The sequence below is a fragment of the Kitasatospora sp. NPDC093806 genome (assembly GCF_040683335.1).
Classification (GTDB): domain Bacteria; phylum Actinomycetota; class Actinomycetes; order Streptomycetales; family Streptomycetaceae; genus Kitasatospora.
In genome coordinates this window covers 496265-522092 of the sequence record NZ_JBFBDO010000001.1, presented here as the reverse complement: position 1 = coordinate 522092, position 25828 = coordinate 496265, and the positions used below count along the sequence as shown (strand labels likewise).

The window sequence follows — 25828 nt, the reverse complement described above, 5'->3', positions numbered from 1 at the left end:
GCCGAGGACGCAGAGGCGAACCTACCGCCGTCCGCCCCCGGCGCCGCGCCCGCCACTCGCGAACCACCCGTGCGACATATGTCCACCCCCCTTCGAACAGCCCAACCGCGGGATCGACGGCAGATCCCACGATCCGACGATCCGAAGCCCGGCTCGGGCTCCGGACCGCGGCCCTCCGTTCTTCACCGAATCCCGCCACCGCCCGAACGGCGCGGGATACCGTGGACGGGTCAGCGGTCGGTCCGGCAGGAGGGGTGGTGACCGATGGCCACCACCGGCGGCGAACCGCGCCGGGACGAGCAGCTGCAACGGCGGCTGGCCCGCGGCGAGGAGACCGCCCTGGGCGAGCTGTACGACCAACTCGCGCCGATGGTCCACGGGTTGGCGGGCCGGATACTGGCCGACCAGAGCGCCGCGGCGCAGCTCACCCGGGAGATATTCGCCCACGTCTGGGAGCACCCCGAGGCCTTCGACCCGGCCCGCGGCTCGCTCCGCTCCTGGCTCGGCGCGCTGACCCACCGGCGCGCGGTCGACCGGCTGCGGGCCCGCCGCGCCGCCGAGGCGGGCTTCGCCGGCAGCGCCGAGGAGGAGATCCGCACGGTGGCCACCGCCGCCCGGGTCCAGTACGTGGTCGCCGCGCTGCCGCAACCGCTGCGTGAGACCATCGCGGAGTCCTACTACGACGGCCGCACCTACCAGGAGACGGCCCGTCGGCTCGGAATCAGCGAACAGACCGCCAAGCAGCGGATGCGGCTCGGCCTGGAGCTGCTCGCCACCGAGCTGGCGGAGGAGCGTGCCCGGCAGCGACGCACGCCCCCGCCCGGCGCACCCGGCGAACCGGGGGCGGACGGCCCGGCGGGGGCGGACGACCCGCGGGACTGCGACAGGGGACGCGACGGCTGGCAGCGGAAGGAGGGCGGCGGAGCGTGACGATCACCGACGATCAGCACGAGGCCCTGCGCTCGCTGCTCGGCGCCTGGGCCCTCGGCGCCGTCCCGCCCCGCGAGGCCGCCGAACTCGAACTCCACCTGGACGCCTGCCCGGAGTGCGCCGAGGAGGCCGGCCGGCTGCGCGAGGCCGCGGGCTGGCTCTCCGTCGAGGAACCGCTGGACCAGCCCGGCCCGCTCCGCCAGCAGGTGCTCGACTGGTGCCTGACCCGGCGGCCGGCCGAACTGCCCGTCCCTGCCTGGGGCGCCCCGTACACCGCCGAGACCGCCAAGCTCGACGCCCTGCTCCGCGACCTCGGCCCGGAGGAGTGGCAGGAGGTGGCCGAACTCCCCTGGCACGGCGGCACCGAGTACCTGCGCCCGGCCGAGGTGCTCTGCCACCTCGCCGCCGTGGACGGCTACCTGGCCGTCGCCCTCGGGCTGCCCGACCCGGTGCCGGGCACCGCCGCGCCGGTGCCGGACCGCCGGGTCCCGCCGCAGGAGGCCGTCCCGCCGCTCCCCCGGGTGCCCGCGCAGACCGGTCCACACTGGGCGCTGGCCGCCGAGCGGATCACCGAACGGACCGCCCGGCTCACCGCCGAGCAGGCCGGCCTGCCGCCGCAGCGGGTCCGCGCCCGGTGGCGCCGGCACTGCCACGCGCTGGTCCGCTCCGCCGCGCTCGCCCCGCAGGGCAACACCCCGGTCGACTTCGGCTTCGCGACCGTCCCGCTCCGGGACGCCTTCGTCGACCGGGCCTTCGAGTGCTACGTGCACGGCGAGGACGTCGCCCGGGCGGTCGCCTACCCGTACGACCCGCCGGCCCCGCAGCACCTGCGGCAGATGATCGACCTGGCCGTCCGGATGCTCCCGCCCGCCCTGGCCGGCCGGCGCGCGGCGCACCCCGAGCCCGCCGGGGTCGGGGCCGCCGACGGGCGGCCGGACGGATCCGCCGGCCGGACCGGACGACGGGTCCGGCTGGTGATCGACGGCCCGGCGGCCGGCGAGTGGCTGATACCGCTGGACGGTCCGGAGGCCGGCCCGCCCGGCGGCGAGCCGGTGGCCTCGATGGTGCTGGACGGGCTGGAGTTCTGCCAGCTGGCCGCCGCGCACCGCGACCCGGACCGGCTGCCGGTCGGCGAGCACGGCGACCGGGCCGCGATCCGCGAGGTGCTGCGCGCGACCCCGCTGCTCTCCCGGCCCTAGCGTCCGGGACCGTCAGGCCCTCAGGCGGTCAGGCGGTCAGGCGGTCACTAGCGTCCGGGACCGTCAGGCCCTCAGGCGGTCAGGCGGTCAGGCGGTCAGGCGAAGACCACGGTCTTCCCGCCGTTCAGCAGCACCCGGTGCTCGCTGTGCCACTTCACCGCCCGGGCCAGCGCCTGGCACTCGACGTCCCGGCCGAGCGCGACCAGCTGGTCCGGGGTGACGTCGTGGGTCACCCGGGCCACCTCCTGCTCGATGATCGGGCCCTCGTCCAGGTCGGCGGTGACGTAGTGCGCGGTGGCGCCGATCAGCTTCACGCCCCGGGCGTGCGCCTGGTGGTAGGGCTTGGCGCCCTTGAAGCTCGGCAGGAAGGAGTGGTGGATGTTGATCACCTTGCCGGAGAGCGCGGTGCACAGGCCGTCCGACAGCACCTGCATGTAGCGGGCCAGCACGACCAGCTCGACGTCCTCCTTGGCCACCAGGTCGAGCAGCTGCTGCTCGGCCTCGGCCTTGGTCTCCCGGGTGACCGGGATGTGGTGGAACGGGATCCCGTAGCCCTCGGTGAGGTCGCGGAAGTCGGTGTGGTTGGAGACCACCGCGGCGATCTTCACCGGCAGCGCGCCGATCCGGGTGCGGAACAGCAGGTCGTTCAGGCAGTGCCCGAACTTGCTGACCATGAGGACGATCCGCAGCTTCTCCGCGTTGGAGTGGATCTGCCAGTCCATCCCGAAGGAGTCGCCGATCGCGGCGAAGCTGGCCCGCAGCTTGTCCACGCCCACCGGCTCGGGGGCGGTGAAGTGCACCCGCATGAAGAACAGTCCGCTGGCCCCGTCACCGAACTGCTGGCTGTCGATGATGTTGCACCCGGTCATGAAGAGGTAGCTGGAGACCGCGTGCACGATGCCCTGCTTGTCCGGGCAGGACAGCGTGAGGACGTACTGGGCGCTGACCGGCTGCTGTTCCACGGTGGGGGTATCCCGTCCTGAGCTCGTGCTGGAATGAGTGGCCCAGCGTGTCACACTCCGGGATTCCCCCCACCCCGCTGCCCGTACTCCGGGACGGCGCCGCTCAGACCTGGGTCAGGATCCGCAGCACGTCCAGCGAGCGCGGCGGCGCGTCCGGGTCCTCGCCGTCGTTGACCGCGAGCTTCACGTGCGCCTCGCGGGCCGCCCGGACCGCCTCCGGCCAGCCGTGGTGCTCCAGGTACGCGGAGGCCGGGGCGTCCGCGCCGACCTCGTGCAGGATCCGCACCACCCGCAGCACCGCGACGTCCACCACGGTGGCCTCCGCGGAGTCCCGGAAGATCGTGCCGACGTACTTCTCGGCCGACCAGCGGTCCAGCCAGGTGTCCTCGACCAGCCGGTAGACGGCGTCGGTCACGTCGCCGTACCCCTCGCGGCCGGTCAGCCAGGTCTGCTGCTGGAAGCCGGGGTCGGACAGCATGTGCAGCGCCGAGCGGAGGCGGGCCCGCCAGCGCCACCAGGGCAGGTCGTTGAGCGGCATGCCGCCCATCGTGCTGGAGCGGTGGCCCGGACGAGAAGGGTTTCGGGCAGACCGATACGAAGATTCTGTGCTGGCGGACATGGTCGACGATCGTACGTTCCCCCACCGTTGGCGCTCCACTCCCGATCTACACGCGTTCCCCCCTGGAGTTCCGTCGCCGTTGGCCGACTGTTGGCTTTTCCGCCCTCTCGCCTTGTGACGCCGGGGATTGGCTGGATCCGGTGCGCAGCACAGCGCCCAGGGAGGGAAAGACCGATGACCAGCCGAACGGGCTCGTCCCAGGCCATGCACCCGAACGCGGGACGGCGCCGCCGGCGCCCGATCGCCGCCGCGGCGACCGCCGCGGCACTGCTCCCAACCCTCTTCTCGGCCTCCGCGTGCGGCGGACCGGCCGACGCCGCCACCGGCAGCGGCGACCTCACCGTGATGACCTGGGCCCCGTCCGGCACCGGTTCGACCGACCGCCCGGGCATGACCGCGCTGGCCGAGGCGATCGGCCGGGACATCAACGTCAAGGGCGGCCTGAACGGCCGCCGGCTCCAGGTGATCACCTGCAACGAGCACAACACCTCCGAGGGCGCCAAGGCCTGCGCGCAGCAGGCGGTGGACGCCAAGGCGGTCGCGGTCCTCGGCTCCTACAGCCAGTTCGGCGACGACTTCATGCCCGTCCTGGAGCGCGCCGGCATCCCGCTGATCGGCGGCTACGGCCTGTCCCAGCCGGAGTTCAGCAGCCCGCTCTCCTACCCGGTGGGCGGCGGCATGCCCGCCCTGATCGGCGGCAGCGGCCGGCAGCTGGTGGAGGCCGGCTGCAAGGCCGTCTCGCTGATCCGCCCGGACACCCCGGCCGGCGACAACCTGCTCGGCTACCTGGGCAACGCGCTCAAGCCGGCCGGGATCAAGCTGCTGGACGTCAAGGCGCCGGAGAAGTCCAGCGACTACACGCCGGTCGTCCGCAAGGCGGTCGGCACCGACCAGCCGGGCAACTGCGTGACCAGCGCGCTGGGCGCCGAGCCGACCGGCAACCTGCTCGACTCCTTCCGCCGGATCGGCGCCAAGAACACCAAGGTCGCCTCGGTGATCGGCAGCGTGCAGCAGTCGGTGGTCGACTCCACCGGCGGCGACAACGGCCCGCTGGCCGGCGCCATGGTCACCAGCTGGTACCCGCCGGAATCGGCCAAGACCTGGGACGGGCTGCGCGCGGTGATCCGCGCCGACACCGCGGGCGGCAAGACCATCGACGCCGCCGACCCCGGGGTGCAGACCACCTGGGTCGCCTACGAGGTGTTCCGGCAGATCTCCGAGCGGCTGAACGCGGCCGGTCGCCCGGTCTCCGGCAAGACCGTCACGGCGCTGCTGGACAGCGGCGACCAGATCGACGTCGGGCTCACCCCGCCGCTGAACTGGGGCACCACCAACATGCTGCCGAGCACCGAGTCGCCCCGGCTGGTGAACACCTGGGTCAGCTACCAGGTGGTCAAGGGCGGGCAGCTGACCCTGCAGCGCCCCGGCTTCGTGGACGTCCGCTGGGTGCTCACCGGGAGCAAGCCGCCGGCCTGATCCGCCGCACCGCACGGCCAGGACACGGCGAAGGGCCCGACCGCACCGGTCGGGCCCTTCGCCGTGGAGCTCCGCGGGCCCGGCGGACTCAGAGGTCGCCGTCGGTGCGGGTGGGCAGGCCGGTCTGGCCGGCGACGGTGTTCCAGAGCCCGGAGGCCTGCTTCTTGGCGTTGGTCGCGGTGCCGCTGGCGTTGACGGCGTTCTTGTAGTGCGCGTTGTCGGTCTTCTTCGGCTCGCAGCCGGCCTGCGCGTCACCGGCCCAGGCCGCGTACTCGTCGTCCGCGGTCGCCGAGGCCGCCCAGGCCGCGTTCAGCTGCTCGACCAGCTGCGGGCCGCCGGGCAGCTTGTCGGTCTTCAGCTGGCCCAGCTTGGTCTGCAGGTCGCGCCGCTGGCCGGCGGCGGCGGTCAGCGCCTGCTGCGACTCGGGCAGCTTCTCGCACTTCTGCACCGAACCGACCGCGCCGATCACCGCCTGCCGGCTGTCGTTGGCGGTGCCCAGCAGGTCGGAGAGCGCCTGGGCCTGGGCCTTGACCGCGGGGTCGACCGTGGCCGTCGACGGGCCGGCGCTCGGCGCGGCGGCTCCGGACGTGCCGGTGCCGGTGACCGCGGGGGCGGCCTGCTTGTCGGTGCCGGCCTTGTCCTCGTCCCCGCCCATCAGCACGGCGACCAGGACGGCCGCCGCCACGCCGCCCGCCAGCACCCCGCCGACGATCAGCTTGGCGGACGAACGGCCGCCGCGACGGCCGTCCCGCCCGGCCGGGGCCTCCGGCGCCGGGTACGCCGGCGCCCCCTGGTGCTCCGGGACGGCCGGCGGGTAGCCCTCGTAGCCCTCATAGCCCTGGTAGCCGGGCGCGGCCTGGGCGTATCCCGGCTGCGCGGCCGGGTAGCCGCCCGCCGCCTGCGGGTCCGCGCCGGGGTACGGCGGCAGGTACTGGGTCGCCTGGGCCGCCTCGGCCGGCGCCCCCGGGTAGCCGGGCTGCGGTGCGCCGCCCCAGGCCGGCGGCTGGGCCCCCGGGTGGACCGGCATCGCCTGGGTGGGCAGCGCGCTGTCACCGAAGTACTCCGGCTGCCCGGACGGCGGGCCCTGGGGCGGACCCGGCTGGCCTTGCGGCTGCCCCTGCGGCTGCCCCTGCGGCTGGGCCGGTGGCTGGCCGGGCTCCGGGCGGAACAGGTCGTCCAGGTTGAAGTCACCCGAGTTGGGGTACGAGCGGCGCTGGCTCAACGCGATTCCTCACCTGTGCACGACCGCGCGCTGACGGCGGACCACATCTCGTCGGTTCTTGGGAGCATCACAGTTCCTTGGACGTCGCGCCCACGCTACCGGTTCACCGAACCGGCCGACCACGTGGGCGGCCCGTCCCTCACCGACCCCGCACGCTCCCCACCGACGCCTTCCTCAGGCGGCCTCGGCCTCCGCCCGGGCCTGGAACTCGCGGACCACCCGCTGCTCCCGGAACGGCTCCAGCCGGCGCCGGAACTCGTCCAGGTACTCCACGCCCCGGTTCGACCGCAGCCCGCTCAGCAGCCGGACCGCCTGCGCACCGGTCTCGCAGGCCCGCTCGACGTCCCGCTGCTGGAGCTGCGCCGTGGCCAGCAGCACGAGGTCCACCGCGCGGCGCCGCACCCGGGTCGGCGGGTGCAGGTCGAGCGCCCGGCGGGCGTAGTGCTCGGCCGGCCCGGCCTGCTCCAGATCGCGGTGGCAGTGCGCCAGCTCGTCCGCGAGGTAGGCGTCGTCGAAGTGCGCGATCCAGTCCGGGTCGTCCTCCGGGCGGCGCTTCTCCATCATCTCCAGCGCCTTGGCGGCCACCGCCTCGCAGGCCTTGGCGTCGCCGAGCAGGGCGTGCCCGCGCGCCTCGGCCGCGTAGAACATGGCCATCGCCGTCGGGGTGGCGACCGTCCGGGCCCCCTCCTGGGCGGCGCGGGCGAGCTGGGCGATCTCGCGCGGGTTGCCGAGGGTCGCCGCCAGGTGGCTCATCGAGGCCGCCAGCACGTACCCGCCGTAGCCCCGGTCGTCGGCGGCCTGGGCCAGCCGCAGGGCCTGGATGTAGTAGCGCTGGGCCAGCCCGGGCTGCCCGGTGTCCACCGCCATGTAGCCCGCGAGCTCGGTCAACCGGGCGACGGCCGCGAAGAGTTGCCGGCCGGTCTCCTCCCGGTAGGAGCCGCCGAGCAGGCCGGAGACCACGCTGTTGAGGTAGTGCACCACCACCGGGCGGACGTGGCCGCTGCCGAAGCGGTGGTCCAGGTCGACCAGCATCGCGGTGGTCGCCTTGATCGCCGCGACGTCCGTCGGGCCGACCCGGGTGCCGCCGGTGCGCGCCACCACCGGGTCCGGCGGGGTGATCAGCCAGTCCCGGCTGGGCTCGACCAGCGCGGAGGCCGCCACCGTCGCCCCGGTCAGGAAGTCGCGGCGGCCGACGTCGCTGCGCCACAGCTCGCAGACCTGCTCCAGCGCGGCGCCGAGGGTCGGCGCGAACTGCAGCCCGATACCGGAGCTGAGGTTCTTGCCGTCGGCCATGCCGATCTCCTCGACCGACACCCCGCGCCCCAGTTTGCGCCCGAGCGCCTCGGCGATCACCGCCGGCGCCTGTCCGCGCGGCTGCTGGCCACGGAGCCAGCGCGCGACGGAGGTCTTGTCGTAGCGCAGGTCCAGACCGTGCTCGGCGCCGCAGAGGTTGACTCTCCGTGCCAGACCGGCATTGGAGCAGCTGGCCTCCTGGATCAGCTGCTGCAACCGCTCGTTGGGCTGTCGTGCGACAAGTGGTCTCGCGGCCATTGGGCTTCGCCTCCCCACACCCTCCGGTCCCGGCCGGCGGGCGACGCTTTCTGCTGATCTCTGTTGCCGACTGTCCGACCGTCAAAGGAATCTGACACCAGGTTAGCGATCAGCAACGCCAGCGGGATACCCACGGTGACGATCCCCACCCCCCACGCGCCCGGGCAAATGCTCCCGTGCGCCCCCATTGCGCCCACCTCGCCTCCCCCCGGCGCGCTTCCGCACGGATCGCCTCACCGGTTCGGGTGAATTGCCACCACACGGCGGAACGGCCCGGACCCGACCGTAACCCGCCTCACGCACGGTAGTTGAGCAGCCCGTGGAAGACATCCCCGACTCCCCCGACCAGGGCGGCAACGCCGGACTGCCCCCGCTGCTCATCGAAGCCGTCGGCTACGCCGAGAACCGTCACTGGGAGGTCGCCCCGGGCGCCTGGCTGATCGACGGCGACGGGCCGGCCCGGTGCTCCTGCGGCGAGCCGCGCTGCCCGCTGCCCGGCGCCCACCCGATCGACACGGACTGGGCGCGCAAGGCGAGCGCCGGCCCCGGCGCGGTGCGGCGCTGGTGGACGGAGCGCCCGGAGGCGTCGATCCTGCTGCCCACCGGCCGGTCCTTCGACGTGCTGGACGTCCCGGAGATGGCCGGCTGCCTGGCGCTCGCCCGGATGGAGCGGATGGGCCTCCAGCTCGGCCCGGTCGCGGTCGTCCCGGCCGCCCCCGGCCGGGCCGGCCGGCGGCTGCACTTCCTGGTCCTGCCGGGGGTGGCGGCCAAGCTGCCGGAGATGCTCGGCAAGATCGGCTGGCAGCCCGGCCGGCTGGACCTGGTGGCCCGCGGCGAGGGCGACTGGACGGTGGCCCCGCCGTCCCGGGTCGGCCCGAGCGGCTTCGCGCAGTGGGCCCGCTCGCCCTCCGAGCTCAACCGCTGGCTGCCGGAGGCCACCGAGCTGATCAGCCCGCTGGCCTACGCCTGCGGGCGGGAGGCCCCGGCGGCCGCGGCGCGGTCCGCCCAGCCGACGGCCGCGGCGGTGCGCTGACCGCCGGCGGCACTCCCACGGACAGCCGCCCTCCGCCGATCGGGTGAGGGCGCGCGACGCGCGAGACCCCGCGCGCGAGTGACGGGCCTTGCCTCCCACCGGAGGCGGGGCCCGTCATACGCATGTCCGGATAAGGCTTCGGTGTACCCGCTGGTCAACGGCGAAAGCCCCTCGTACGAGTGACAACGCTCAAGGATTGCCATGATCGGCCGAGGGGAGGAATTCCGGTGTGAGGGGCCGCCGGACGGGGCGCTCGGACGGGGAAGCCGGGCGAGGCGGGGCGGGAGGGACCGGAGGGGACGGGAGGGAAGGCGGGGGCCGCGGCACCGGCCGGGTTCGGGGAGGCCGGTGGCGCGGGCAGGCGGGAGGGAGCGGGGAGGGCGAGCAGGGCCCGGTGCACGGGGAGCACCGGGCCCTGCTCGTTCGCCCCGTTCAGCCGGTGGACGCCGCTCAGGCCTGCGCGACGAACACGTGCGCGGCGATGTCCTTGCCCAGCTCGGCGGCGTTGTCACCGGAGCCCACCAGCACCCCGCCGACCCCGGCGGTCACCCGCACCGTGGAGCCCGGCCGGACCCCGGCCCGGCGCAGCGTGCGCATCAGGTCGCCGTCGGTCTGGATCGGCTCGCCGATCCGGCGGACCACGACGTTGGCCCCGTCGTCGCCCGGGCGCACCGTGTCCAGCGGGACGAGCTCGGCGTCGAAGCCCTCGCCCTCCGCCTTGGCGTCGCCCAGCTCGTCCAGGCCGGGGATCGGGTTCCCGTACGGGGACTGGGTGGGGTGGCCGAGCATGGCGAGCACCTTGCGCTCGACCGTCTCGCTCATCACGTGCTCCCAGCGGCAGGCCTCCTCGTGCACCTGCTCCCACTCCAGGCCGATCACGTCGACCAGCAGGCACTCGGCGATCCGGTGCTTGCGCATGACCCGCACGGCCAGCCGGCGCCCTTCCTCGGTCAGCTCCAGGTGGCGGTCGCCCGCGACCCGCAGCAGCCCGTCGCGCTCCATCCGGCCGACCGTCTGGCTGACCGTGGGACCGCTCTGCTCCAGGCGCTCGGCGATCCGGGCGCGCATCGGGGTGATGCCCTCCTCCTCCAGCTCCAGGATGGTGCGAAGGTACATCTCTGTGGTGTCGATCAGCCCAGACATCGCCGCTGGCTCCGTTCCTCGGTGTCCTCACCGCCAATTCTGACGTACCGCACCGACAACCGGGCCCGCGCCGAGGCTCCGGGAGCGGCTTTTCCTTCCTGTTGACAGCGGCACCGGTGAGGAAGGACGGTGCTCGCCGTAGCTTTCTCCGTCAGCGGCCCGGACCCCCACGGCCGCCCCACCCGGCCGGGCCCCACCCCGGCAGAGAGCGAAGGCAGCAGATGAGCGAGCTGGTCGGCCGGTACTTCGACGCCGCGATCGCCCACCTCCAGCGGGTCCGGACCGAGGAGGCGGAGAACATCGAGGCGGCCGCCGCGCTGCTCGCCGAGGCGATCACCGAGGGCCGCCGGATCTTCACCTTCGGGGCCGGCCACTCCTCGCTGCCCGCCCAGGACGTGGTCTACCGGGCCGGCGGGCTGGTGCCGATCAACCTGCTGGAGGTCCCCGGGATGGCCGGGGTCACCGTGATGCCGGCCCCGCTGTCCAGCGCGCTGGAGCGGGTCTCCGGCCTGGCCACCGCCACCCTCGACCACACCCCCGCCACCAGCGGCGACCTGCTCTTCCTGATCTCGCTCTCCGGCCGCCAGGTGATGCCGGTCGAACTCGCCCAGCACGCCCGGGAGCGGGGCCTGCGGGTGATCGGGCTGACCTCGCTCGCCTACCCCGGCGAAGTCGCGTCCGGGCACCCGTCCGGCACGTACCTGAAGGACCACTGCGACGTCGTCCTGGACAGCAAGATCGCGGTCGGCGACGGCGAGCTGACCCACCCCGGCGCCGAGACCACCTTCGGCCCCGTCTCCACCATCGTCACCAGCGCGCTGATGCAGGCCGTGATCGCCGCCGCGGTGGGCCGGCTGGCCGACGCGGCCCTCGACGGCACCGGCGCCACCCCGCCGCTCTTCCGCTCCGGCAACGTCCCCGGCGGCACCGAGTGGAACGCCAAGCAGATGGCCGACAACGCGGACCGGATCTTCTACACCCACTGATTACGCCGACCGTCCCGGCCCGCCGGGGCCGGCCGTACGAGCCCGCCTACGCCACCGTCCAGCCGCACGCGGACGGGCGGCCCCGGTGGAGGCGTACCGGCCCCGGCGCCGGGGCAGAAGGTCTGCGACCGGAGCGACGGGTGGGGGACCGCGGATGGCGTCGGGTGCGGAAGCGATGGGCCGGGCGCGGGAGCGCGAGCTGCTGCCCGAACTGTTCTGGGCGGCCGACTCCGCCTCCCAGCAGGGCCAGCGGCGGGCCGTCCGGCTCTCCGCGTGGGAGCTGATGCTGCTGGTCGCCGCCGCGACGGCCGGCTCCGCCGACGGCGATCCCTGGGCCTGGCTCGCCGCGGTCGCCTACCTCGGCGCGATCGGCCTGTCCGCGGTGATCAGCCGGCAGAACCCGCAGGGCCTCTGGTACGAGGGCCGGGCCGCCGCCGAGTCGGTGAAGACCCTCGCCTGGAAGTTCGCCGTCCGCGCCGACGCCGTCCAGCCGCCGCCCCGCCCGCTGCCGGACGCCGAGGGCCTCTACGGCCTCCAGCTCGGCCAGGTGCTGCACGCCTTCCGGGGCAGCCGCGCGGTCGGCCCCGGTCTGGCCGGCCGACCCGCCGAGAGCCAGATCACCGAGGCGATGCGCGGCCTGCGCGGCCGGCCGCTCGCCGTCCGCCGGGACGTCTACCTGCGCGAACGGATCGAGGTCCAGCACGACTGGTACCGCTCCAAGGCGCGCTACTGCGCCCGGGCCGGCTTCTGGACCGGCGTGGCCGGCGTGGTGCTGCCGCTGCTCGGGCTGGTGCTGGCGGTGCTGCGGGCGCTCGGCGGGTTCTCCTTCGACGCGCTCGGCGTCGTCTCCGCCGTGGCCGCCTCGGTCACCGCCTGGGCCCAGCTGCGCCAGTACCGCCCGCTCGCCGCCGCGTACGGGCTGGCCGCCGACGAACTGGCCCAGATCCGCGCCCAGCTCGCCCACCTCGACGTCGGCTCCCCCGACGCCGAGGAGCTCTGGGCCCGCCTCGCCCGCGACGCCGAGGACGCCGTCTCCCGCGAACACACCACCTGGCAGGCCCGCCGCGAGGCCCACGGCTCCGCCGACCGGGCCCACTGAGCCCGGTCCCGGCCGGCGGAGCCGTCGGTGTCACTTGCGCAGGAGCTGCACCTCGTCGTCACGGACCCAGTCGAGGTGGCCGCCCCCGCCGCCGGAGACGGGGGTCTCGTAGAAGGTGTGGCCGTCCCACTTCGAGGCGCTGCCGGTGAGCTTGATGCACTGGCCCTCGCGCCAGCGTCCGCCCTCGTCGGTGAAGCCGGTGACCTCGTTCCAGGTCCTGATCCAATCGGTGAGCTGCCGGTTGGGCTCGCCGTAGACGCGGATCTTGGCCCGCCAGGCGCGGGACAGGTTCTTGGTGGCCTTGGCGTCGCAGTTGACGTTCTCGGCGACGTCGCGGAGCTGGGCCAGGTCGACCAGGTAGCCCTCCTTGTAGCCGTTGGCCTCCTTGCGGACCACCCCGTAGCCGAACTGCTTGTACACGGCCCCCTTGTCGCTCTCCTTGGCGAGCTCCCAGTAGCCGTCCCAGCCCGTGTACCAGCCCGGCGGGTAGCGGTTCTCGTCCAGCTCGATGAAGCAGGTGTCCTTCTTGACGGAGTTCTCCGTCCCCGCGGCCCGGCGGAAGGTCCCGTCGGAGAACTTCGAGTAGGCGACGGCCTCCACCTTCGTATAGGCGACGCACGCGGCAGCCGCCCGCGGCTGCGGTTCGGCGGCGGCCGCCGCAGGGCTGCCGACCGGTGCGAGCAGAACGGTCACGGCCGCGGCGGCGGCGACGCCGGCGATCTGGCGATACCTCACGGATACTCCCCTGATAGTCAATTCCTACTGCTACAGAACAAACGGAACCGGAGGCGACGGGTTTCGCTCGCCACCCGGAACCGTCGACTCCGAAGCTGCCCCTCCCCCCTTCGGGCGAACCGTTCGCATCCGGCCATCCGGGACACCTAAACCTGCCAGGGTCCCCCTCGGCACCGGTCCGTGCCCGCCTGACCCGCGAGTTCCATGACGCCGGGGTCCCTCTTAGCGCCCTCGCGACCGTACGGCCGCGAGGGCGCGAACACACGCGTCAGCGGGCGACCGGGGTGAGCGGGTCCTTGCCGGCGAGGACGGCGAGGACGTTGTCGACGGCGAGGCTGCCCATGGCCTGACGGGTGCGGACGGTGGCGCTGCCCAGGTGGGGGGCGAGCACGGCGCGGTCCTGGGCGAGCAGGGCGGCGGGGACGGCGGGTTCCCGTTCGAAGTTGTCCACGGCGGCGGCAAACAGCGCGCCGGACTCCAGGGCGGCGGCCAGCGCCTCCTCGTCGACGACCCCGGCGGTCATCGAGACCACCACCGCGCCGGGCGGCAGGAGAGCGAGCCGGCGGGCGTCCAGCAGGTGGCGGGTGGCCTCGCTGAGCGGGCAGGTGACGACCAGGACGGTGGAGGTGGCGAGCAGTTCGTCCAGCTCCAGCCACTCGGCGCCGTCGGCCTGCTCGGGCGGCAGCGGGTTGCGGTTGTGGTAGCGGACCGGCATGTCGAAGCCCTTGGCCCGGCGGGCCACCGCCTGCCCGATCCGGCCCATGCCGAGCACGCCCAGCGGGGTGCCGGTGAGTTCGAGGCCGAGCATGAAGGTCGGCGCCCAGGCCCAGGGCTCGCCGGAGCGCACCAGTCGCTCGCCCTCGCCGAGCCGGCGGGTGGCGGCGAGGAGCAGGGCCCAGGCCATGTCGGCGGTGGCGGCGGTGAGCACCCCGGGGGTGTTGGTGACGGTGATGCCGCGCTCGGCGCAGGCCGCCACATCGACGTTGTGGTACCCCACGGCGTGGTTGGCGACGACCCGGAGGCCGGGACCGGCCGCGTCCAGCAGTTCGGTGTCCACCCGCTCGTCGAGGGTGGTGACCAGGGCCCGCCGGCCACGGACGGCGGCGAGGAGATCGGTACGCGACAGCGGCAGTTCGGAGTCGTGCACGGTGGCCGCGTGGTGGCCGGTGAGCCGTTCGACGACGCCGGGCGCGAGACGGCGGGTGACCAGGACGGGGGGCAGCTCATTCACGCCCGGAGTGTACGTGGCGAGCCCTCGCCCGGCTGGGAGCGAGGGCTCGGTGCCATTAATGGCACCTACGTTCGTCCGGCCGGCGGGCGCTCGTCGGCCGTGCTGCCCGCCCGGTCGACGCGATCCCGCAGCGCTCGCGTCAGGACTTCGCCGATCGCCCCGACCAGCGCCGAGGCGAGGACGAGGAGGGCGATGACCGTGCTCACGCGGCCGGGTCCAGGTCCAGCTCGAACCAGACGTGCTTGCCTCTCTTCTGCGGCTCCGAGCCCCATCGGTGGGTGAGCCCCGCGACCAGCTGGAGGCCCCGCCCGGACTCCGTGAGTTCGGTGGGATCGGCGGGTCGTCGCTGTTCAGGGAGGGCGTGGCTCTCGTCGCCGACCGAGACCCGGAGGGTGCGGCAGAGGATGACGATCACGACGGCCGGCGCGGCGGTCCGCCCGTGCCGCCAGGCGTTGACGATCAGTTCGACGAGCGCGAGTTCGGCGTCGAAGATGCGCTGGTCGTCCCACCCGGCGCGCGCCATCGCGTCGCGCAACGACTGCCGGGAGAGAGCGAGGGAGGGGGAGTTGAGGTTGGGGTTACACACGGGGAGACTCCCTGCGGTGTAGGTAGGGGCACACCGGGCAGCCGGTACCAACTGCCGTGAAGACAGTCATTACTGACAAACCGTCCGGCGGGTTCATAGCAACTGTAGGCGAGAATCCCTCAACCATGCAACACCCTCTGTGTGCACGCCTACACTGTCGGTAGGCTTCGGCTTCGAGGTCGCTCGTCCGCGCAGAAAGGCACGTCCGTGGGGTTCAGGACCGACATCAGCGAACGTCAGCGCCGATTCGGCGATGAGCTCAGAAGATTGCGCAATGCCGCAGGCCTGTCCGCCGCCGAGATCGGCGACGTGCTCGGCATGAAGGGCCCCGCCGTCAGCCACACCGAGGCCGGCAGGCTCGGCCTCAACCTTGAGCGGCTCAACCTCTGGCTCGACGCCTGTGGCGTCAGTGACCCCAACTTCCGGGCCAGCATGGTCACCATGTGCCAGAGCAATGGCAAAGGCTGGTGGACCGAGTATCGGTCCCATGTTGTGCCAGGAGCTCTCGATCTGGCCGAGTTCGAGGCCGCTGGCACCGCGTTCAGCAACTACCAGACGCACCTGATCCCCGGCCTCCTCCAGACCAGGGCGTACAGCGAGGTGATCCACGAATTCGCCGACAAGAAGGTTGAGTTCAGGGTCCGACGGCAGCAGGTGATAATTGCGGAGAACGCCCCGCCCTTCCACGCAGTGATCCACGAGGCGGCCCTGCACATGATGTACGGCGGACCGGCTGTCATGCGCGACCAGCTGAACCACCTGATCGACATGGCACGCCTACCTCGCGTGACGATCCAGATCCTCCCGTTCGACTGCACGGTCTATGCATCGACGGACACCCCGTTCATGCTGGTACACGGACCGCACTCCCGCTTGGATACCGTTGTGCTGGAAAATCCACACGGCTCGACCTACCTGGGAGACCCTGAGGGGGTGGCCGCGTTCCGACGAAAGTTCGACCGAATCAAGGGCATGGCTCTCCCACCCCTGGACCCTGGCGCGCCCGGGCCGTCGCCCTCCTTGCGCGACTCGTGGGGCATGATCCAGCACGTCCGTTACAAACTCCTGGGGAGGTAACCGTGAAGCAGCTGAACTGGCAGAAGTCGAGCTACAGCGGGGAAAACATAGACTGCGTCGAGCTCGCCTCCGACGGAGAACTCGTCCGCATCCGGGAGTCCGACGCCCCCGCCGCCGTCATCACCACCACCAAGGCCAAGCTCGCCGCCTGGATCCAGGGCGCCAAGGCCGGCGAATTCGACCACCTCACCCTCTAACCACCCCGGTCCAGGCTGCTCCCGCGCCCACGCGGGAGCAGCCCAGCACGTCCGCCACAAGTTCAACTTGAGGAGAGACGTCATGTCCCAAAGCCTCAACTGGCAGAAGTCAACCTTCAGTGGGGAGGACACCGACTGCGTCGAGATCGCATCCGACGGAGAACTCGTCCACATCCGCGAGTCCGACGCCCCCGCCGCCGTCATCACCACCACCAAGGCCAAGCTCGCCGCCTGGATCCAAGCCGCCAAGGCCGGCCGATTCAACCACCTCACCCACTGACCGCCCAACTGCCGGGCTGCTCCCGCGCGGCGCGGGAGCAGCCCGGAACACCTTGGCCTCGCCTGCTTCCAGCGCTGGAGAACTGACCGTGGAGAGACTCGGCTGGCAGAAATCGACCTACAGCGGAGACGCAGCCGAATGCGTCGAGATCGCGTCCGCCGGCGAACTCGTCCACATCCGCGAGAGCGACGACCCCGCCGCCGTCATCACCACCACCAGGGCCGAGCTCACCGCCTGGTTCCAAGCCGCCAAGGCCGGAGAGTTCGATCACCCCACCCGCTGACCAGACCCGGTCGATTCCGTTCAGGCCCCGGCAGCTTCGCGCCGGGGCCTGGGCCCTGCCCGGGGCCCGAGTAGGGTGCGAGCGTGGAGCTGTCCTGGGACCTGCTGCGCCCCGTGATGTCCGTGCCGTACCTGCCCACCCTCGGGCCCCTGCACCCCGACGCCGTCAGCGCCGGCCTGCTTGACGCCATCGCCCGGGTCGCTGCCACCGGCGAATTCCTCCCCCATGACAAGGACCGCCGCTGGTCCGACCGGAAGGACGAGCGCCTCCTCGTCGGTGACGTCCGCCAAGACCGGCTTCGGACCCTGCTCCCCACTCTCACCGGCCGCGGCGTTCTTCACGTCCACCTCTACGGTGGCTCCGAGCACCGCGCAGAGGCACGGGAGACGGCCGCCAAACTCGCCGCCCTCCACGATGCCGCCGCCGCCCGCCTTGTGTGGTTCCAGGCCCAGCCCGACCCGGTGGCCGCGTCCACCCGCGTCCAGCTCCGCACCTTCGACCACCCCGCCCCGGCCGTCGACGGGATCGAGCACCTGGACGCGCTACCCGGCCCCGTTCGCGCCACGTTCGGGGCCTTCGCCGAGAAGCTGGCCGACGAGGGCTTCGCCTTCCTGTACTCCCGGATCGACAGCGTCGGCCTCGTGCTGACCGCCGTCCGCGACGACCGGGTGGTGGGCGCCATCGGGCCGATGGAAACCCTGCCCGACCCGGTCGGCAAGGCCCGGCTGCTGCCGCAGTACTTCGGCGTGCTGCCCGAGTACCGGGGCTTGGGCCTCGGCAGGCAGCTGTGGCGCGCCGCCATGCACTGGGGCGGCACCCACGGCGCCGACTACCAGTTGCTCCAGACCACCGCCGGCGGTGCCTCCGACCGACTGTGCCAGGCCGAGGGCTTGGCCGACCTCGGTTTCGTCTGCACGACGACGGCCTGACTCCATCTCAGCCAAGCGCCTTCATCGCGCAGGGTGGTGACGGGAGGCGAGCAACCACACGTCGACGGACTGCCTTGCCCCAAGCGCGAATCGGTGGCCCAGGGGGGTGAGTGCGTCGCTGTCGGCGAGCAGATCGACGGCTTGGTCGGTCAGGGTGCGCCAGTGGGTGAAGCGAGGGCGGGCCGACTCCAGGCCCGCTTCAACCTGTGTGCCCCAGAAGGCGGTTACCGCCAGGTGGGCGTACACGGCCTGGAACAGGGAGCCGATCGGGCGCGGCGACAGGCCGAAGGCCTCGAAAAGTCGCGTATCGCTCCGGTCGTAGAGCTCCACCCAGTCCAGGACCGCGCCCAGCTTCACGTGCTGGAACTCGTGCACCAGCAACTCCGCCAGCTTCGGCACCTCTCGCGGGCGGGCGATCGCGACCGCGCCGAAGGCCTGCCGGGCCGCCGAGCTGACGTCCGTCCCATCCGCCCCCGGCCGCAGCGGGGTGACGGTGGTCAACCCGGCCCAAAGGCCGGCCGCGTACTCGGGGAGGTCGCGGTCGAGCAGGTCGGCGGCCGCCCGCAAATCCCGGGCCCAGCCCGCGTACTCGTCATCGTCCAACCGGTCCGCCACCGGCCACTGGTGGACGGCGCGCTGTGGGTCCGTGTCCTCCAGGGCGAGCGCACGGCCGCCGGACAGGCGGACCCGGCGGACTGGCTGCCAGCAAGGGTTGTCCGAGGCGAGCGCGCCGACAGTGACCCGGGCCTCCCGGACGCCGCCGCCGACCGCCAGCCGTCCGAGCGTCGGCAGGTGCAGGAACCCCTCCCGGACCGGCACGGCCACCGTCTCCCCGCGCCCGGCCCGGATGGCCGCGGCGGCGGCCAGCCCGGCCAGTGGGCCGAGGCCGGCGCCCGGGTCGCCGCTCAGCCGTCGGGCGGCCCAGGCGCGGACGTACGGGTGGGCCACCACCGCGTCCACGATGGCCGGTTCGGTGGCGTCGAGCTCGGTGAGCAGCTCCCAGGCGGCCGAGCCGGCCGCACCGGAGGAGTCGTGGACGGCGGCCAGCATCGCCCGGGTGATGGAGAGTTGGGAGTCGGCGAGCGCCTGAATGGTGGATGGTCCACCGAATCCCAGGGCGAGTTCGTCGAGTTGGGCATCGGTGAGGCCGAGCGCGGCGATCGGCGGAGCGGGAGATGGGACGACGGCGACACGGCCGCTGCGGGCGGCCAGGCCCTCGACCAACGCGAGCAGGTCCGCGCAGTACACCGAGGGGTGGTCGAAGGACCCGTCCCGGTAGCGGTGGGCGTACAGGCCGCCGCCGCAGGAGCGGACCACCGGGCAAGCCTGGCAGGTGGCGTTCAACCCGTCCAGGCCCGCTCGCCGGGCGGCCATCCCCGGGTGCCGGGCGACCTCGTCGAGGCTGTGCCGGAAGACGTCCATCCCGGTGGCGGGCGCGCCGTCGTAGGCCGTCTTCAGGCTGTCGGCCTGCTCGTACGCCCCGTCCGTCTCCAGCACCACCAGGTCGACCGGCTCCAGGCCGAGCGCCTCGGTCAGGCTGGACAGCCCCGACAGCGTGCGGTGCACCGAGTCGAAGGTGCGGACGGCGAACGGCCGACCGTCCGCCTCCCAGAGCGTGTGCACGGCCAGCAGCCAGTCCGCGTACGGCCTCGCGCCGAGCCCGGCGGGGCGCGCCGGTGGCTGCTCCCAGGTGGCGTGCGGCAACAGGAAGTCCACGGCAGGGGGCGCCAGTTCGGCGAGCGCCCGATACACGGCGGCGGGGTCGTTCTCGACGTCGACGGTGCAGAGCAGCCCCGCGTACAGGTGCCGGAACCGCGGCTCGCGCAGCAGCCCGACGGCGCGCAGCACCTGCGGGTGGCTGGTGCGCCCGTCGGCGAACCGGCGGTGGCGGTCGTTGGCGGCCCGGTCGCCGTCCAGCGAGACGCCGACTCGGATGCCGAGCTCGTCGAAGAGCGCGCACCAGGCCGGGTCCAGCCGCACCCCGTTGGTGTGAACGCGCAGGTCGAGCTCGCACACGGCGGGCAGCGCGGCCCGCAGCAGCCCAGCCGCCCGCCGGAACACCTCCGGGCCGGCCAGCAATGGCTCGCCGCCGTGCAGCACGACCCCGACGCCGGTCAGCCCGTGCGCGGCGGCGTGCTCGCCGATCCGCTCGGCGGCCCGGACCAGCACGGCGTCCGCGACGACCCGCGGCCGGGACCGCCAGCCGGTGTCGGCGTGCTCGTAGACGTAGCAGTGGTCGCAGGCCAGGTCGCACCGACTGTGGACCTTCAGGACGACCTGGGTGAACGGCCGCGCCGGGGGCACCCGTTCAGACCGAGGAGTTGAACGGCGACACGGCCCGCGCTCCGACGCCGGGCAGCGCCTGCTCCAGCAGCCGGGTCAGCTCCCCCGCGCCGAGCTCCGCCAGCTCGTCCAGCGCCGGTCGCCGGGCGGTTTCCGCCGCCACCTCCGGGTCCACCATGATGCCGCTGCCACCAGTGGCTTCCATGCTCGACTCCCCTTCTCCGAAAGGCTGGAGTGGATTCCGGGCGGAGGCCCGGAACCCACCGCACAGCATGTCCGCCGGGGGCGGGCATCACACCGGTGGCAGCTCGATCTCGACCGTCAGCCGGCGCTTTGTCCGGATCGCTTGGGTGAGCGGGTGCCCGGCGCCCAGGTACGGCACCGCCAGCGCCCGGGCCAGGGTCCGTTCGTACAGCTGCGCCGCCCGACCGGGCTCGCCGAGGACGGCGAGCGTCAGGGCGGTGTTGGCAGCGGCCGCCAGGGCGTCCGGGTGGTCCGGGCCGAGCCGCTCGACCAGCAGGGCCGCGGCGGCCTCGGAGAGGGCCAGCGCGGCTCCGTGCTCTCCCGCGCCGGCCAGGTCGACGGCCCGGTTGAGCCGGGCGGCCGCGACGTACGGGTGGCGGTCGCCGAGGACGGCGCGCAGGCCGTCCAGCGCCTCGCCGGAGAGCGCCCGGGCTTCCTCGGCGTGGCCGGCCCTGCGGAGCGCCACGGCGAGGTTGCCGACCGCCAGGAGTTCGGTGGGGTGACCGGCGCCGAGGTGGTCGCGGTGGTAGCGGTACGACTCCTCTGCTAGTTCGACGGACCGTTCGACCTCCCCGAGCGCGCCGAGCGCGGCGGCCAGGCTGTCGGCGGCGGCCGCGGTGCCGGGGTGGTCCGCGCCATAGCGGTCGAGCAGCCGCCGGTGGACGTCCTCGGCCTCGGCCAGTGCCTCCGGAGCCCGGCCCAGCCGACGCAGCACGGCGCCCCGGTAGCGCCGGCTGCGCAGGGTGTTGTCGTGGTCCTCGCCGAGCACCTCCCGGCTGCGCCGGACGGCCTTGTCCAGTCGGCTCAGCGCCTCGACGGGCCGTCCGACCTCGTACAGCGCGTGCCCGTAGGCCATGGCTCCGAGGATCGTGTACGGGTTCCGCTTGCCCAGCACCTCCAGCTTCCGCGCATAGGCAACCTGCTGCCCGGCCACCGCCCCGGCGAAGTCGCCGACCAACAGGACGGAGGCGGCCAGGTTGTTCTCGATCATCAGGGTGCGCTGGTCGTCTGGCCCGAGCACCCGGCGGGCGACGGCCAGGGTCTCCTCGTCCAGCTCGCGGGCCTCCTGGTAGCGGCCAAGGTGCCGCAGGTCCCCGCCGAGGCTGGTGGCGGCCTGGACGGTGTCCCGGTGCTCACGCCCAAGGAGGGCGGTCAGCCGTTCCAGGGCGTCCCGGTCGGTCTCGTACGCCTTCCCGGCCAGTCCCTGCGCCCGCTGGATGTTGGCGAGCTGGACGCGCAGCAGCTGAACCTTGACGTCGCGTTCGGTGTCCAGCGGCCCGGCCGCCCGCCACCGGTCGAGCACGTGCTCGGCCAGCTCCCGCCCGGCTTCGTGCAGGCTGCGCTGCCACAGGTAGCGGACCGAGTTGACGATCCACTGACGGACCGCCGGATCGGTGGATTCGGGCGCGCCGGACGGCCGCAGGTGGGGCAGGAGTTCGGCGTACCGGGGCCAGTTGGCCGGGGCCTCGGGCTCACCGGGGTCGGCGAGCGCGAGCGCCCGGTGGGCGGCGGCGCGGAGCCGGTCGCGGTCGGCCTCGGTGACCTGTTCGCGCAGCAGCGCCTGGACGATCCGGTGCACGACGAGGGTCCCGGCCGCCTGGTCGTAGCGGGCGAGGTTGAACTGGTTGACGGTCCGCAGGATCTCGCCGACCGCGAGCCGCTGGTCGGAGGTGCCCGGGGGGAGCCCGATCGCCTCGATCACCGGCGGGCTGTACAGCAGCGAGATCGGGATGGCCTCCGGGCCGAGGAAGCCGCAGACCTCCAGCAGGCGGGCGGCCGGGGCGTTGATCCGGCGCAGGTCGGAGCCGACGATCCGCCAGGTGGCGGCCGTGACGCTGGCGCCGCCGCCGCCCTCCTCCGCCGCCGGGCCGACGCCGGCCCGCACGGTGCGGTCGAGGATCTCGGTGAGGGTCTCGTCGAGCAGGTCGGCGTAGGTGCCGGCCGGCATCGGCGTCTCCTGCAGCCAGGCGGCGGCCTGGCCGACGGCGAGCGGCAGGTCGCCGAGGAGTTCGGCGATCCGTTCGGCGTCGGCGCGGGCGACCCCGGTGTTGAAGTGCCGGACCAGTTCGACGCTCTCCGCGCGGTCGAACACCTCGACCTCGGTGCGGCCGGGCCGGCGCGCCCAGCGCCGGTCGCGCGAGGTGACCAGGACGTGGCCGTCGGGCCCGGCGGCCGGGATCCAGGGGTCGAGCAGCTCCGGGTCCTCGGCGTTGTCGAAGAGCAGCAGCCAGCGGCGGTAGGGCCGGCCGCTGGCGAGCGCGTCGAGGACGGCGCGGGCGGTCCGGGTGACGTCGCCTTCGCTCTCCAGGCCGAGCTTGGGGGCGAGTTCGGCGAGTTTCTGCGGGATCACCGCGGGCTGCTGGGAGGGCACCCACCAGAGCACGTCGTAGCCAGCGGCGAAGCGGTGCGCGTACTCGATCGCGGCCTGCGACTTGCCGACCCCGCCGATGCCGTAGAGCACCTGGACGGGCGCGGTCTCGCCACCGGCGCCGGTCCCGAGGGTGAAACCGTCGCGGACCGCCTCCAGCAGCCGCATCCGGCCGGTGAAGGTGGGCAGCTGCGGCGGCACGTCCTGGACGGACGGGCGGGCGACCGGGAAGCGGGCCGGCGGGGCGGGGGTGGCGTCTCCGGTCTCCATCCAGCGCCCGGCGCCGGGCGGCGGGCCGATCAGTTCGAACAGCTGGGCCTCCGCCTGCTCGGCGGACCCGGTGGCAAGGTCGAGCGCCCGGTGCCCGGCGAACTGCGGCGACTCCGCCTCGGCCCGCTCCCCCGCCCGCTCGCCGGGGTGGTCGCCGCCCGGCCCGTCGGCCGGCCGGTCGCGGAGCCGGACGGCGAGCAGGCCGCCGGAGTCGCCCGCCGGGTCCTGGGTGGTGAACCGGCGCCAGATCTCCCGCCCGCGCGGCAGGACGGCGTACTCGGGGCTGAGCAGGGCGAGCAGCCGGCCGTCGCCGTCCAGCGGCCCGGCGGCCTCCGGCACCGCGGCGGCCTGCGGCGGACCGGGTTCGAGCGGGACGGCGGCGCTGTGCAGGGTGACCAGGTAGCCGAAGCCCTGAAGGGTGGCGGCGATCCACTCGGCCCAGATCCGGTTCTTGGGCGCGTAGCTGATGTGGACCTGGCGGGAGCGGGTGCGGCCGGTGCGCAGGTAGGCCGCGTACAGCCGGCGGCGGGCCAGGTCGGGGACGGGCCGCAGGGCGCGGACCCGGCCGCCGGTGAGCCAGTCGGCCAGCCGTTCGAACGCGGCGAGCAGGCTGCGGCCCTGCTGCGGCCGGTCGACGACGGTGGCCGGGACCTCCTCGTAGGCGTAGAACGGCTTGTACGGCACCTCGACGTCGCGCCAGTAGTCCGCCCGCCGCTCGGGGCTGAGCCAGCGGTCCAGGTAGGGGTCGAAGGCGTCGTGGGCGAGGTCGCGGCCGGCCGCCAGCCCGGCCCGTTCGGCGTCCTCGACCCGCATCGGGACGGGCAGCACCCGGATGTCCCGCTCGTCGGCGTCGACGATGGCACGGGCCGCGTCGACGCCGCCGCGGATGCTCTGGGCGCCGAGGGTGAAGCAGTCCACCACGGTGTCGGGCATCAGCACGGTGCAGATGCCGGAGGTGTCGCTGACCCCGGTCCGGCTGTCGATCAGCACGTAGTCGTACGCGGTGGTCCACTGCTCGCGCAGCGCGTACAGGAACTCCGCGCCCCGGATGTCGGCGCGGGTGTAGAAGCTGCGCCAGTTGAAGCTGGTGACGGCGGCCGAGTAGGCGGCGTTCTGCCGGCCGGCCGGCATCAGGTCGAGCCGGCCGCCGTCCGGCAGGTCGAGGGCCAGGCCGCACAGGTAGCGCTCCAGCCGGCCGGGTTCGGCGAGCCACTCCCGGGGGTCCGGGCCGGGGTCGCGGCCCGGACCGGGCAGCGCCTCGTCGACGTAGGCCCGGAGCATGTCGATCAGCCCGTCGGTGGCGTGCAGTTCGGGGTCGACGAGCAGCGGGTGGTAGTAGCGGTGCAGGCCGGGGGCCTCCAGGTCCCAGTCCACCACCAGGACGCGCAGACCCTGGCTGGCCAGGATCCAGCCCAGGTTGGCCAGCGCCATGGTGCGGCCGGTGCCGCCCTTGAAGGAGTAGAAGGTGACGACCGTGCCGGTGGCGGGGGTCGCCAGGGCGGCGGACCCGTGGTCCGCGAGGGCGGCGTGCTCGGCGCTCATCGGTCCGTCTCTCCTTCGCTGGGCGCGTGGGCGGGCAGGGGCACGGTCTCCGCGCGGGGCACGGTCTCGGCGCGCGGCACGGGCGGTCCGGGCCGCGCGGCGGCACCGGCGGCACCGGCGGACCCGGCGGCACCGGCGGGCCCGGCAGCACCGGCCGTCCCGGCCGTCCCGTTCGGGCCGGGCTCCCCGTGCGGGGCCGGCGACCGGGCCGGGACGGCCAGCCCGAAGATCGGCCGGGGCTCCAGGTCGAGGCCGAACTCAGCCCGGGTCGCGGCCGGGTCCTCGTCGGTCTGGTCGAGCAGCCGGTTCTGGGCGACGGTCACGGCCGAGAGGAGCTCCCGCTCGAAGCGTTCCCGGCCGACGTGGATGCGAAAGAGCGGCTCGGGCCCGGACCGGTGCAGCCAGGTGCGCGCGAACACCGCGCGCACCCCCTCCCAGAGCCGGGCGCGCGCCGGACCGGCGGGCGGATCGTCGGTGCTGTCGGGCAGCAGGACGGCGGTGACCGGGTGGTTCTGCTGGTCGAAGTCGCGCAGCGGCCGCCGGAACTGCTCCGTCCCGGCCGCCCACGGGTCCACCAGGAGGACGCTGACCTCGTTGTTCTCGCGGGCCGTGTCGAGCGCGCGGCCGAGGTCGGGGCCGACCGTCTCCAGGCTGGTGCTGTGCCCGGCCCGGGTGATCACCTGCTGGGCCTGGACGGCGAGCGAGGGCAGCCGGGGCGGGTGGAAGGGCGCCCAGTCCCGGGGGTGCGGCCCGTACCAGCCGCCGTGGTACCGCCCGTCCGCCGCCCCGTCCCCGCCGCCGTCCGCCGGCACCGGCCGCTGCCCCGGAAGCGGACCGGCGACCGGGCCGCCCGCCGACCCGTCCGCCATCCCGTCCCCGGCCCGGCGGGCGGCGACGAAGAGCCGGACCAGGCTGCTGCGGGTCGCGGGCGGCGCGGCCTCCGGGACCGGGAAGCAGCCCTCGACGCGGGCCAGGTCGAGGTCCCGCAGTTCGACGACCCGCCAGCCGGCGGCCTCCCGCACCCGCTCGGCGACCACCTGCACGACCTTGCGGTAGGCCGCCCCGTGCGGGTCGGTGCGCAGCAGGTGGCGCAGCCCGCCGGTGGCGTACTCCTCGCCGAAGTCGTGCTGGACGTACTGGATCCGCAGCACCTCGGCGGGCAGGTCGGCGGGCGGCGGCTCCCACAGGACCGGGATCAGGGCCGCGACGGTCTCGCCGGTCTGCTCGCGGTGGCGGCGCATCCGGTGGTCGAAGGCGGTCCACTCCTTGCCGCAGTACGCGCTCGCGAAGTAGGCGGGCGAGTAGAGCGCGACCATGGTGCGGCTGGCGCCGACCATCCGGGAGAGCTGCTGCTCCCAGTCGTCGCCGACCCGCAGCCGTTCGGTGTCCCGGTAGGCCAGTTCGGCCGGTCCGGCCTCGGGTTCGATCCGCGCCAGCTCGTCCCGCAGGTCGGCGAAGAACTGGTCGACGAACGCGCCCCCGGCCAGGTGGTCCCGTCGCGCGTAACTGAAGAAGAAGTACGGCCGCACCCAAGAACCCCCTACGAGGCCAGCGAACGCCCCCCACCATACTGGCGGGCTGACG

The 25828-nt window shown here is 73.9% G+C and carries 24 protein-coding genes; 11 read left to right on the top strand and 13 right to left on the bottom strand.

Translation table 11 applies throughout. The features are described from left to right. Positions 1–264: 264 nt before the first annotated feature. Together AB0N76_RS02255 and AB0N76_RS02250 are read left to right on the top strand one after the other, a co-directional pair. On the top strand, positions 265–930 hold the full coding sequence (locus AB0N76_RS02255; RefSeq protein ID WP_363551811.1) for a sigma-70 family RNA polymerase sigma factor: 666 nt from the start codon (positions 265–267) through the stop codon (positions 928–930). Further along, complete coding sequence (locus AB0N76_RS02250; RefSeq protein WP_363551813.1) at positions 927–2129, top strand: zf-HC2 domain-containing protein; 1203 nt, start codon at positions 927–929, stop codon at positions 2127–2129. Before AB0N76_RS02255 ends, AB0N76_RS02250 begins: the two co-directional genes overlap by 4 nt. 95 nt (positions 2130–2224) lie before the next feature. Here AB0N76_RS02250 and purU read toward each other — a convergent pair whose 3' ends face one another. Together purU and AB0N76_RS02240 are read right to left on the bottom strand one after the other, a co-directional pair. Then, positions 2225–3091, bottom strand: coding sequence for a formyltetrahydrofolate deformylase (gene purU / locus AB0N76_RS02245; protein WP_363551815.1), 867 nt, complete (start codon positions 3089–3091; stop codon positions 2225–2227). Positions 3092–3194: 103 nt separating this feature from the next. Further along, positions 3195–3629, bottom strand: a complete 435-nt coding sequence (locus tag AB0N76_RS02240) for a hypothetical protein (protein ID WP_363551817.1) — start codon at positions 3627–3629, stop codon at positions 3195–3197. 255 nt (positions 3630–3884) lie between these two features. Here AB0N76_RS02240 and AB0N76_RS02235 point away from each other — a divergent pair, with 255 nt between their 5' ends. Then, positions 3885–5186, top strand: a complete 1302-nt coding sequence (locus AB0N76_RS02235; RefSeq protein WP_363551819.1) for an ABC transporter substrate-binding protein — start codon at positions 3885–3887, stop codon at positions 5184–5186. Between the two features lie 88 nt (positions 5187–5274). Here the strand turns inward: AB0N76_RS02235 and AB0N76_RS02230 are convergent, their stop codons facing one another. Both AB0N76_RS02230 and AB0N76_RS02225 read right to left on the bottom strand, forming a co-directional pair. Then, positions 5275–6408: a hypothetical protein gene (locus AB0N76_RS02230; RefSeq protein ID WP_363551821.1), complete on the bottom strand. Its 1134-nt coding sequence runs from the start codon at positions 6406–6408 to the stop codon at positions 5275–5277. A 174-nt stretch (positions 6409–6582) separates the two neighbouring features. Continuing rightward, on the bottom strand, positions 6583–7959 hold the full coding sequence (locus AB0N76_RS02225; RefSeq protein ID WP_363551823.1) for a transcriptional regulator: 1377 nt from the start codon (positions 7957–7959) through the stop codon (positions 6583–6585). 328 nt (positions 7960–8287) lie between these two features. Here AB0N76_RS02225 and AB0N76_RS02220 point away from each other — a divergent pair, with 328 nt between their 5' ends. Then, positions 8288–8992: a bifunctional DNA primase/polymerase gene (locus tag AB0N76_RS02220; protein WP_363552221.1), complete on the top strand. Its 705-nt coding sequence runs from the start codon at positions 8288–8290 to the stop codon at positions 8990–8992. A gap of 450 nt (positions 8993–9442) precedes the next feature. Here AB0N76_RS02220 and AB0N76_RS02215 read toward each other — a convergent pair whose 3' ends face one another. Next, the gene (locus AB0N76_RS02215) at positions 9443–10135 is read right to left on the bottom strand and encodes a metal-dependent transcriptional regulator (RefSeq protein ID WP_363551825.1); all 693 of its coding nucleotides are present in this window, start codon (positions 10133–10135) and stop codon (positions 9443–9445) included. 221 nt (positions 10136–10356) lie between these two features. On the opposite strand from AB0N76_RS02215, the gene AB0N76_RS02210 reads away from it, so the two are divergent. Both AB0N76_RS02210 and AB0N76_RS02205 read left to right on the top strand, forming a co-directional pair. After that, positions 10357–11121, top strand: a complete 765-nt coding sequence (locus AB0N76_RS02210) for an SIS domain-containing protein (protein ID WP_363551827.1) — start codon at positions 10357–10359, stop codon at positions 11119–11121. Positions 11122–11275: 154 nt separating this feature from the next. Continuing rightward, a complete protein-coding gene (locus AB0N76_RS02205) occupies positions 11276–12220 on the top strand; it encodes a DUF4231 domain-containing protein (RefSeq protein ID WP_363551829.1) in 945 nt (314 codons plus the stop codon). Positions 12221–12250: 30 nt separating this feature from the next. Here the strand turns inward: AB0N76_RS02205 and AB0N76_RS02200 are convergent, their stop codons facing one another. From AB0N76_RS02200 to AB0N76_RS02185, 4 genes are all read right to left on the bottom strand, one after another. Next, positions 12251–12955 carry a hypothetical protein gene (locus AB0N76_RS02200; RefSeq protein WP_363551831.1) on the bottom strand — a complete coding sequence of 235 codons (705 nt, stop codon included), beginning with the start codon at positions 12953–12955 and terminating at the stop codon, positions 12251–12253. 268 nt (positions 12956–13223) lie between these two features. Further along, entirely contained in the window at positions 13224–14186 is a 963-nt protein-coding gene (locus AB0N76_RS02195; RefSeq protein WP_363551833.1) for a D-glycerate dehydrogenase, read from the bottom strand. A 65-nt stretch (positions 14187–14251) separates the two neighbouring features. Next, positions 14252–14392, bottom strand: a complete 141-nt coding sequence (locus AB0N76_RS02190; RefSeq protein ID WP_363551835.1) for a hypothetical protein — start codon at positions 14390–14392, stop codon at positions 14252–14254. Continuing rightward, entirely contained in the window at positions 14389–14772 is a 384-nt protein-coding gene (locus AB0N76_RS02185) for an ATP-binding protein (RefSeq protein ID WP_363551837.1), read from the bottom strand. The genes AB0N76_RS02190 and AB0N76_RS02185 overlap by 4 nt, the downstream gene beginning before the upstream one ends. 207 nt (positions 14773–14979) lie before the next feature. Between AB0N76_RS02185 and AB0N76_RS02180 the strand changes: the two genes are divergently transcribed. The 5 genes from AB0N76_RS02180 (at position 14980) to AB0N76_RS02160 (ending at position 17538) form a co-directional block, all read left to right on the top strand. Further along, on the top strand, positions 14980–15849 hold the full coding sequence (locus AB0N76_RS02180) for a helix-turn-helix transcriptional regulator (RefSeq protein ID WP_363551839.1): 870 nt from the start codon (positions 14980–14982) through the stop codon (positions 15847–15849). Between the two features lie 2 nt (positions 15850–15851). Beyond that, positions 15852–16046: a DUF397 domain-containing protein gene (locus AB0N76_RS02175; protein ID WP_363551841.1), complete on the top strand. Its 195-nt coding sequence runs from the start codon at positions 15852–15854 to the stop codon at positions 16044–16046. An 82-nt stretch (positions 16047–16128) separates the two neighbouring features. Continuing rightward, the gene (locus tag AB0N76_RS02170) at positions 16129–16326 is read left to right on the top strand and encodes a DUF397 domain-containing protein (RefSeq protein ID WP_363551843.1); all 198 of its coding nucleotides are present in this window, start codon (positions 16129–16131) and stop codon (positions 16324–16326) included. Positions 16327–16414: 88 nt separating this feature from the next. Further along, complete coding sequence (locus AB0N76_RS02165; protein WP_363551845.1) at positions 16415–16609, top strand: DUF397 domain-containing protein; 195 nt, start codon at positions 16415–16417, stop codon at positions 16607–16609. Between the two features lie 83 nt (positions 16610–16692). After that, entirely contained in the window at positions 16693–17538 is an 846-nt protein-coding gene (locus AB0N76_RS02160; RefSeq protein ID WP_363551847.1) for a GNAT family N-acetyltransferase, read from the top strand. Positions 17539–17559: 21 nt separating this feature from the next. Here the strand turns inward: AB0N76_RS02160 and AB0N76_RS02155 are convergent, their stop codons facing one another. From AB0N76_RS02155 to AB0N76_RS02140, 4 genes are all read right to left on the bottom strand, one after another. Beyond that, positions 17560–19842, bottom strand: a complete 2283-nt coding sequence (locus tag AB0N76_RS02155) for an FxsB family cyclophane-forming radical SAM/SPASM peptide maturase (RefSeq protein ID WP_363551849.1) — start codon at positions 19840–19842, stop codon at positions 17560–17562. A 4-nt stretch (positions 19843–19846) separates the two neighbouring features. Further along, the gene (locus tag AB0N76_RS02150) at positions 19847–20026 is read right to left on the bottom strand and encodes a hypothetical protein (RefSeq protein WP_363551851.1); all 180 of its coding nucleotides are present in this window, start codon (positions 20024–20026) and stop codon (positions 19847–19849) included. An 87-nt stretch (positions 20027–20113) separates the two neighbouring features. Beyond that, positions 20114–24244: an FxSxx-COOH system tetratricopeptide repeat protein gene (fxsT, locus tag AB0N76_RS02145; RefSeq protein WP_363551853.1), complete on the bottom strand. Its 4131-nt coding sequence runs from the start codon at positions 24242–24244 to the stop codon at positions 20114–20116. Then, positions 24241–25773 carry a TIR-like protein FxsC gene (locus tag AB0N76_RS02140; RefSeq protein WP_363551855.1) on the bottom strand — a complete coding sequence of 511 codons (1533 nt, stop codon included), beginning with the start codon at positions 25771–25773 and terminating at the stop codon, positions 24241–24243. The genes fxsT and AB0N76_RS02140 overlap by 4 nt, the downstream gene beginning before the upstream one ends. Between the last annotated feature and the right edge of the window lie 55 nt (positions 25774–25828).

Coding starts and splice junctions, on each gene's coding strand:
- AB0N76_RS02255 (WP_363551811.1), top strand. CDS start 265: ATGGCCACCACCGGCGGCGAACCGCGCCGGGACGAGCAGCTGCAACGG.
- AB0N76_RS02240 (WP_363551817.1), bottom strand. CDS start 3,629: ATGCCGCTCAACGACCTGCCCTGGTGGCGCTGGCGGGCCCGCCTCCGC.
- AB0N76_RS02235 (WP_363551819.1), top strand. CDS start 3,885: ATGACCAGCCGAACGGGCTCGTCCCAGGCCATGCACCCGAACGCGGGA.
- AB0N76_RS02225 (WP_363551823.1), bottom strand. CDS start 7,959: ATGGCCGCGAGACCACTTGTCGCACGACAGCCCAACGAGCGGTTGCAG.
- AB0N76_RS02215 (WP_363551825.1), bottom strand. CDS start 10,135: ATGTCTGGGCTGATCGACACCACAGAGATGTACCTTCGCACCATCCTG.
- AB0N76_RS02210 (WP_363551827.1), top strand. CDS start 10,357: ATGAGCGAGCTGGTCGGCCGGTACTTCGACGCCGCGATCGCCCACCTC.
- AB0N76_RS02205 (WP_363551829.1), top strand. CDS start 11,276: ATGGCGTCGGGTGCGGAAGCGATGGGCCGGGCGCGGGAGCGCGAGCTG.
- AB0N76_RS02170 (WP_363551843.1), top strand. CDS start 16,129: ATGTCCCAAAGCCTCAACTGGCAGAAGTCAACCTTCAGTGGGGAGGAC.
- AB0N76_RS02150 (WP_363551851.1), bottom strand. CDS start 20,026: ATGGAAGCCACTGGTGGCAGCGGCATCATGGTGGACCCGGAGGTGGCG.
- fxsT (WP_363551853.1), bottom strand. CDS start 24,244: ATGAGCGCCGAGCACGCCGCCCTCGCGGACCACGGGTCCGCCGCCCTG.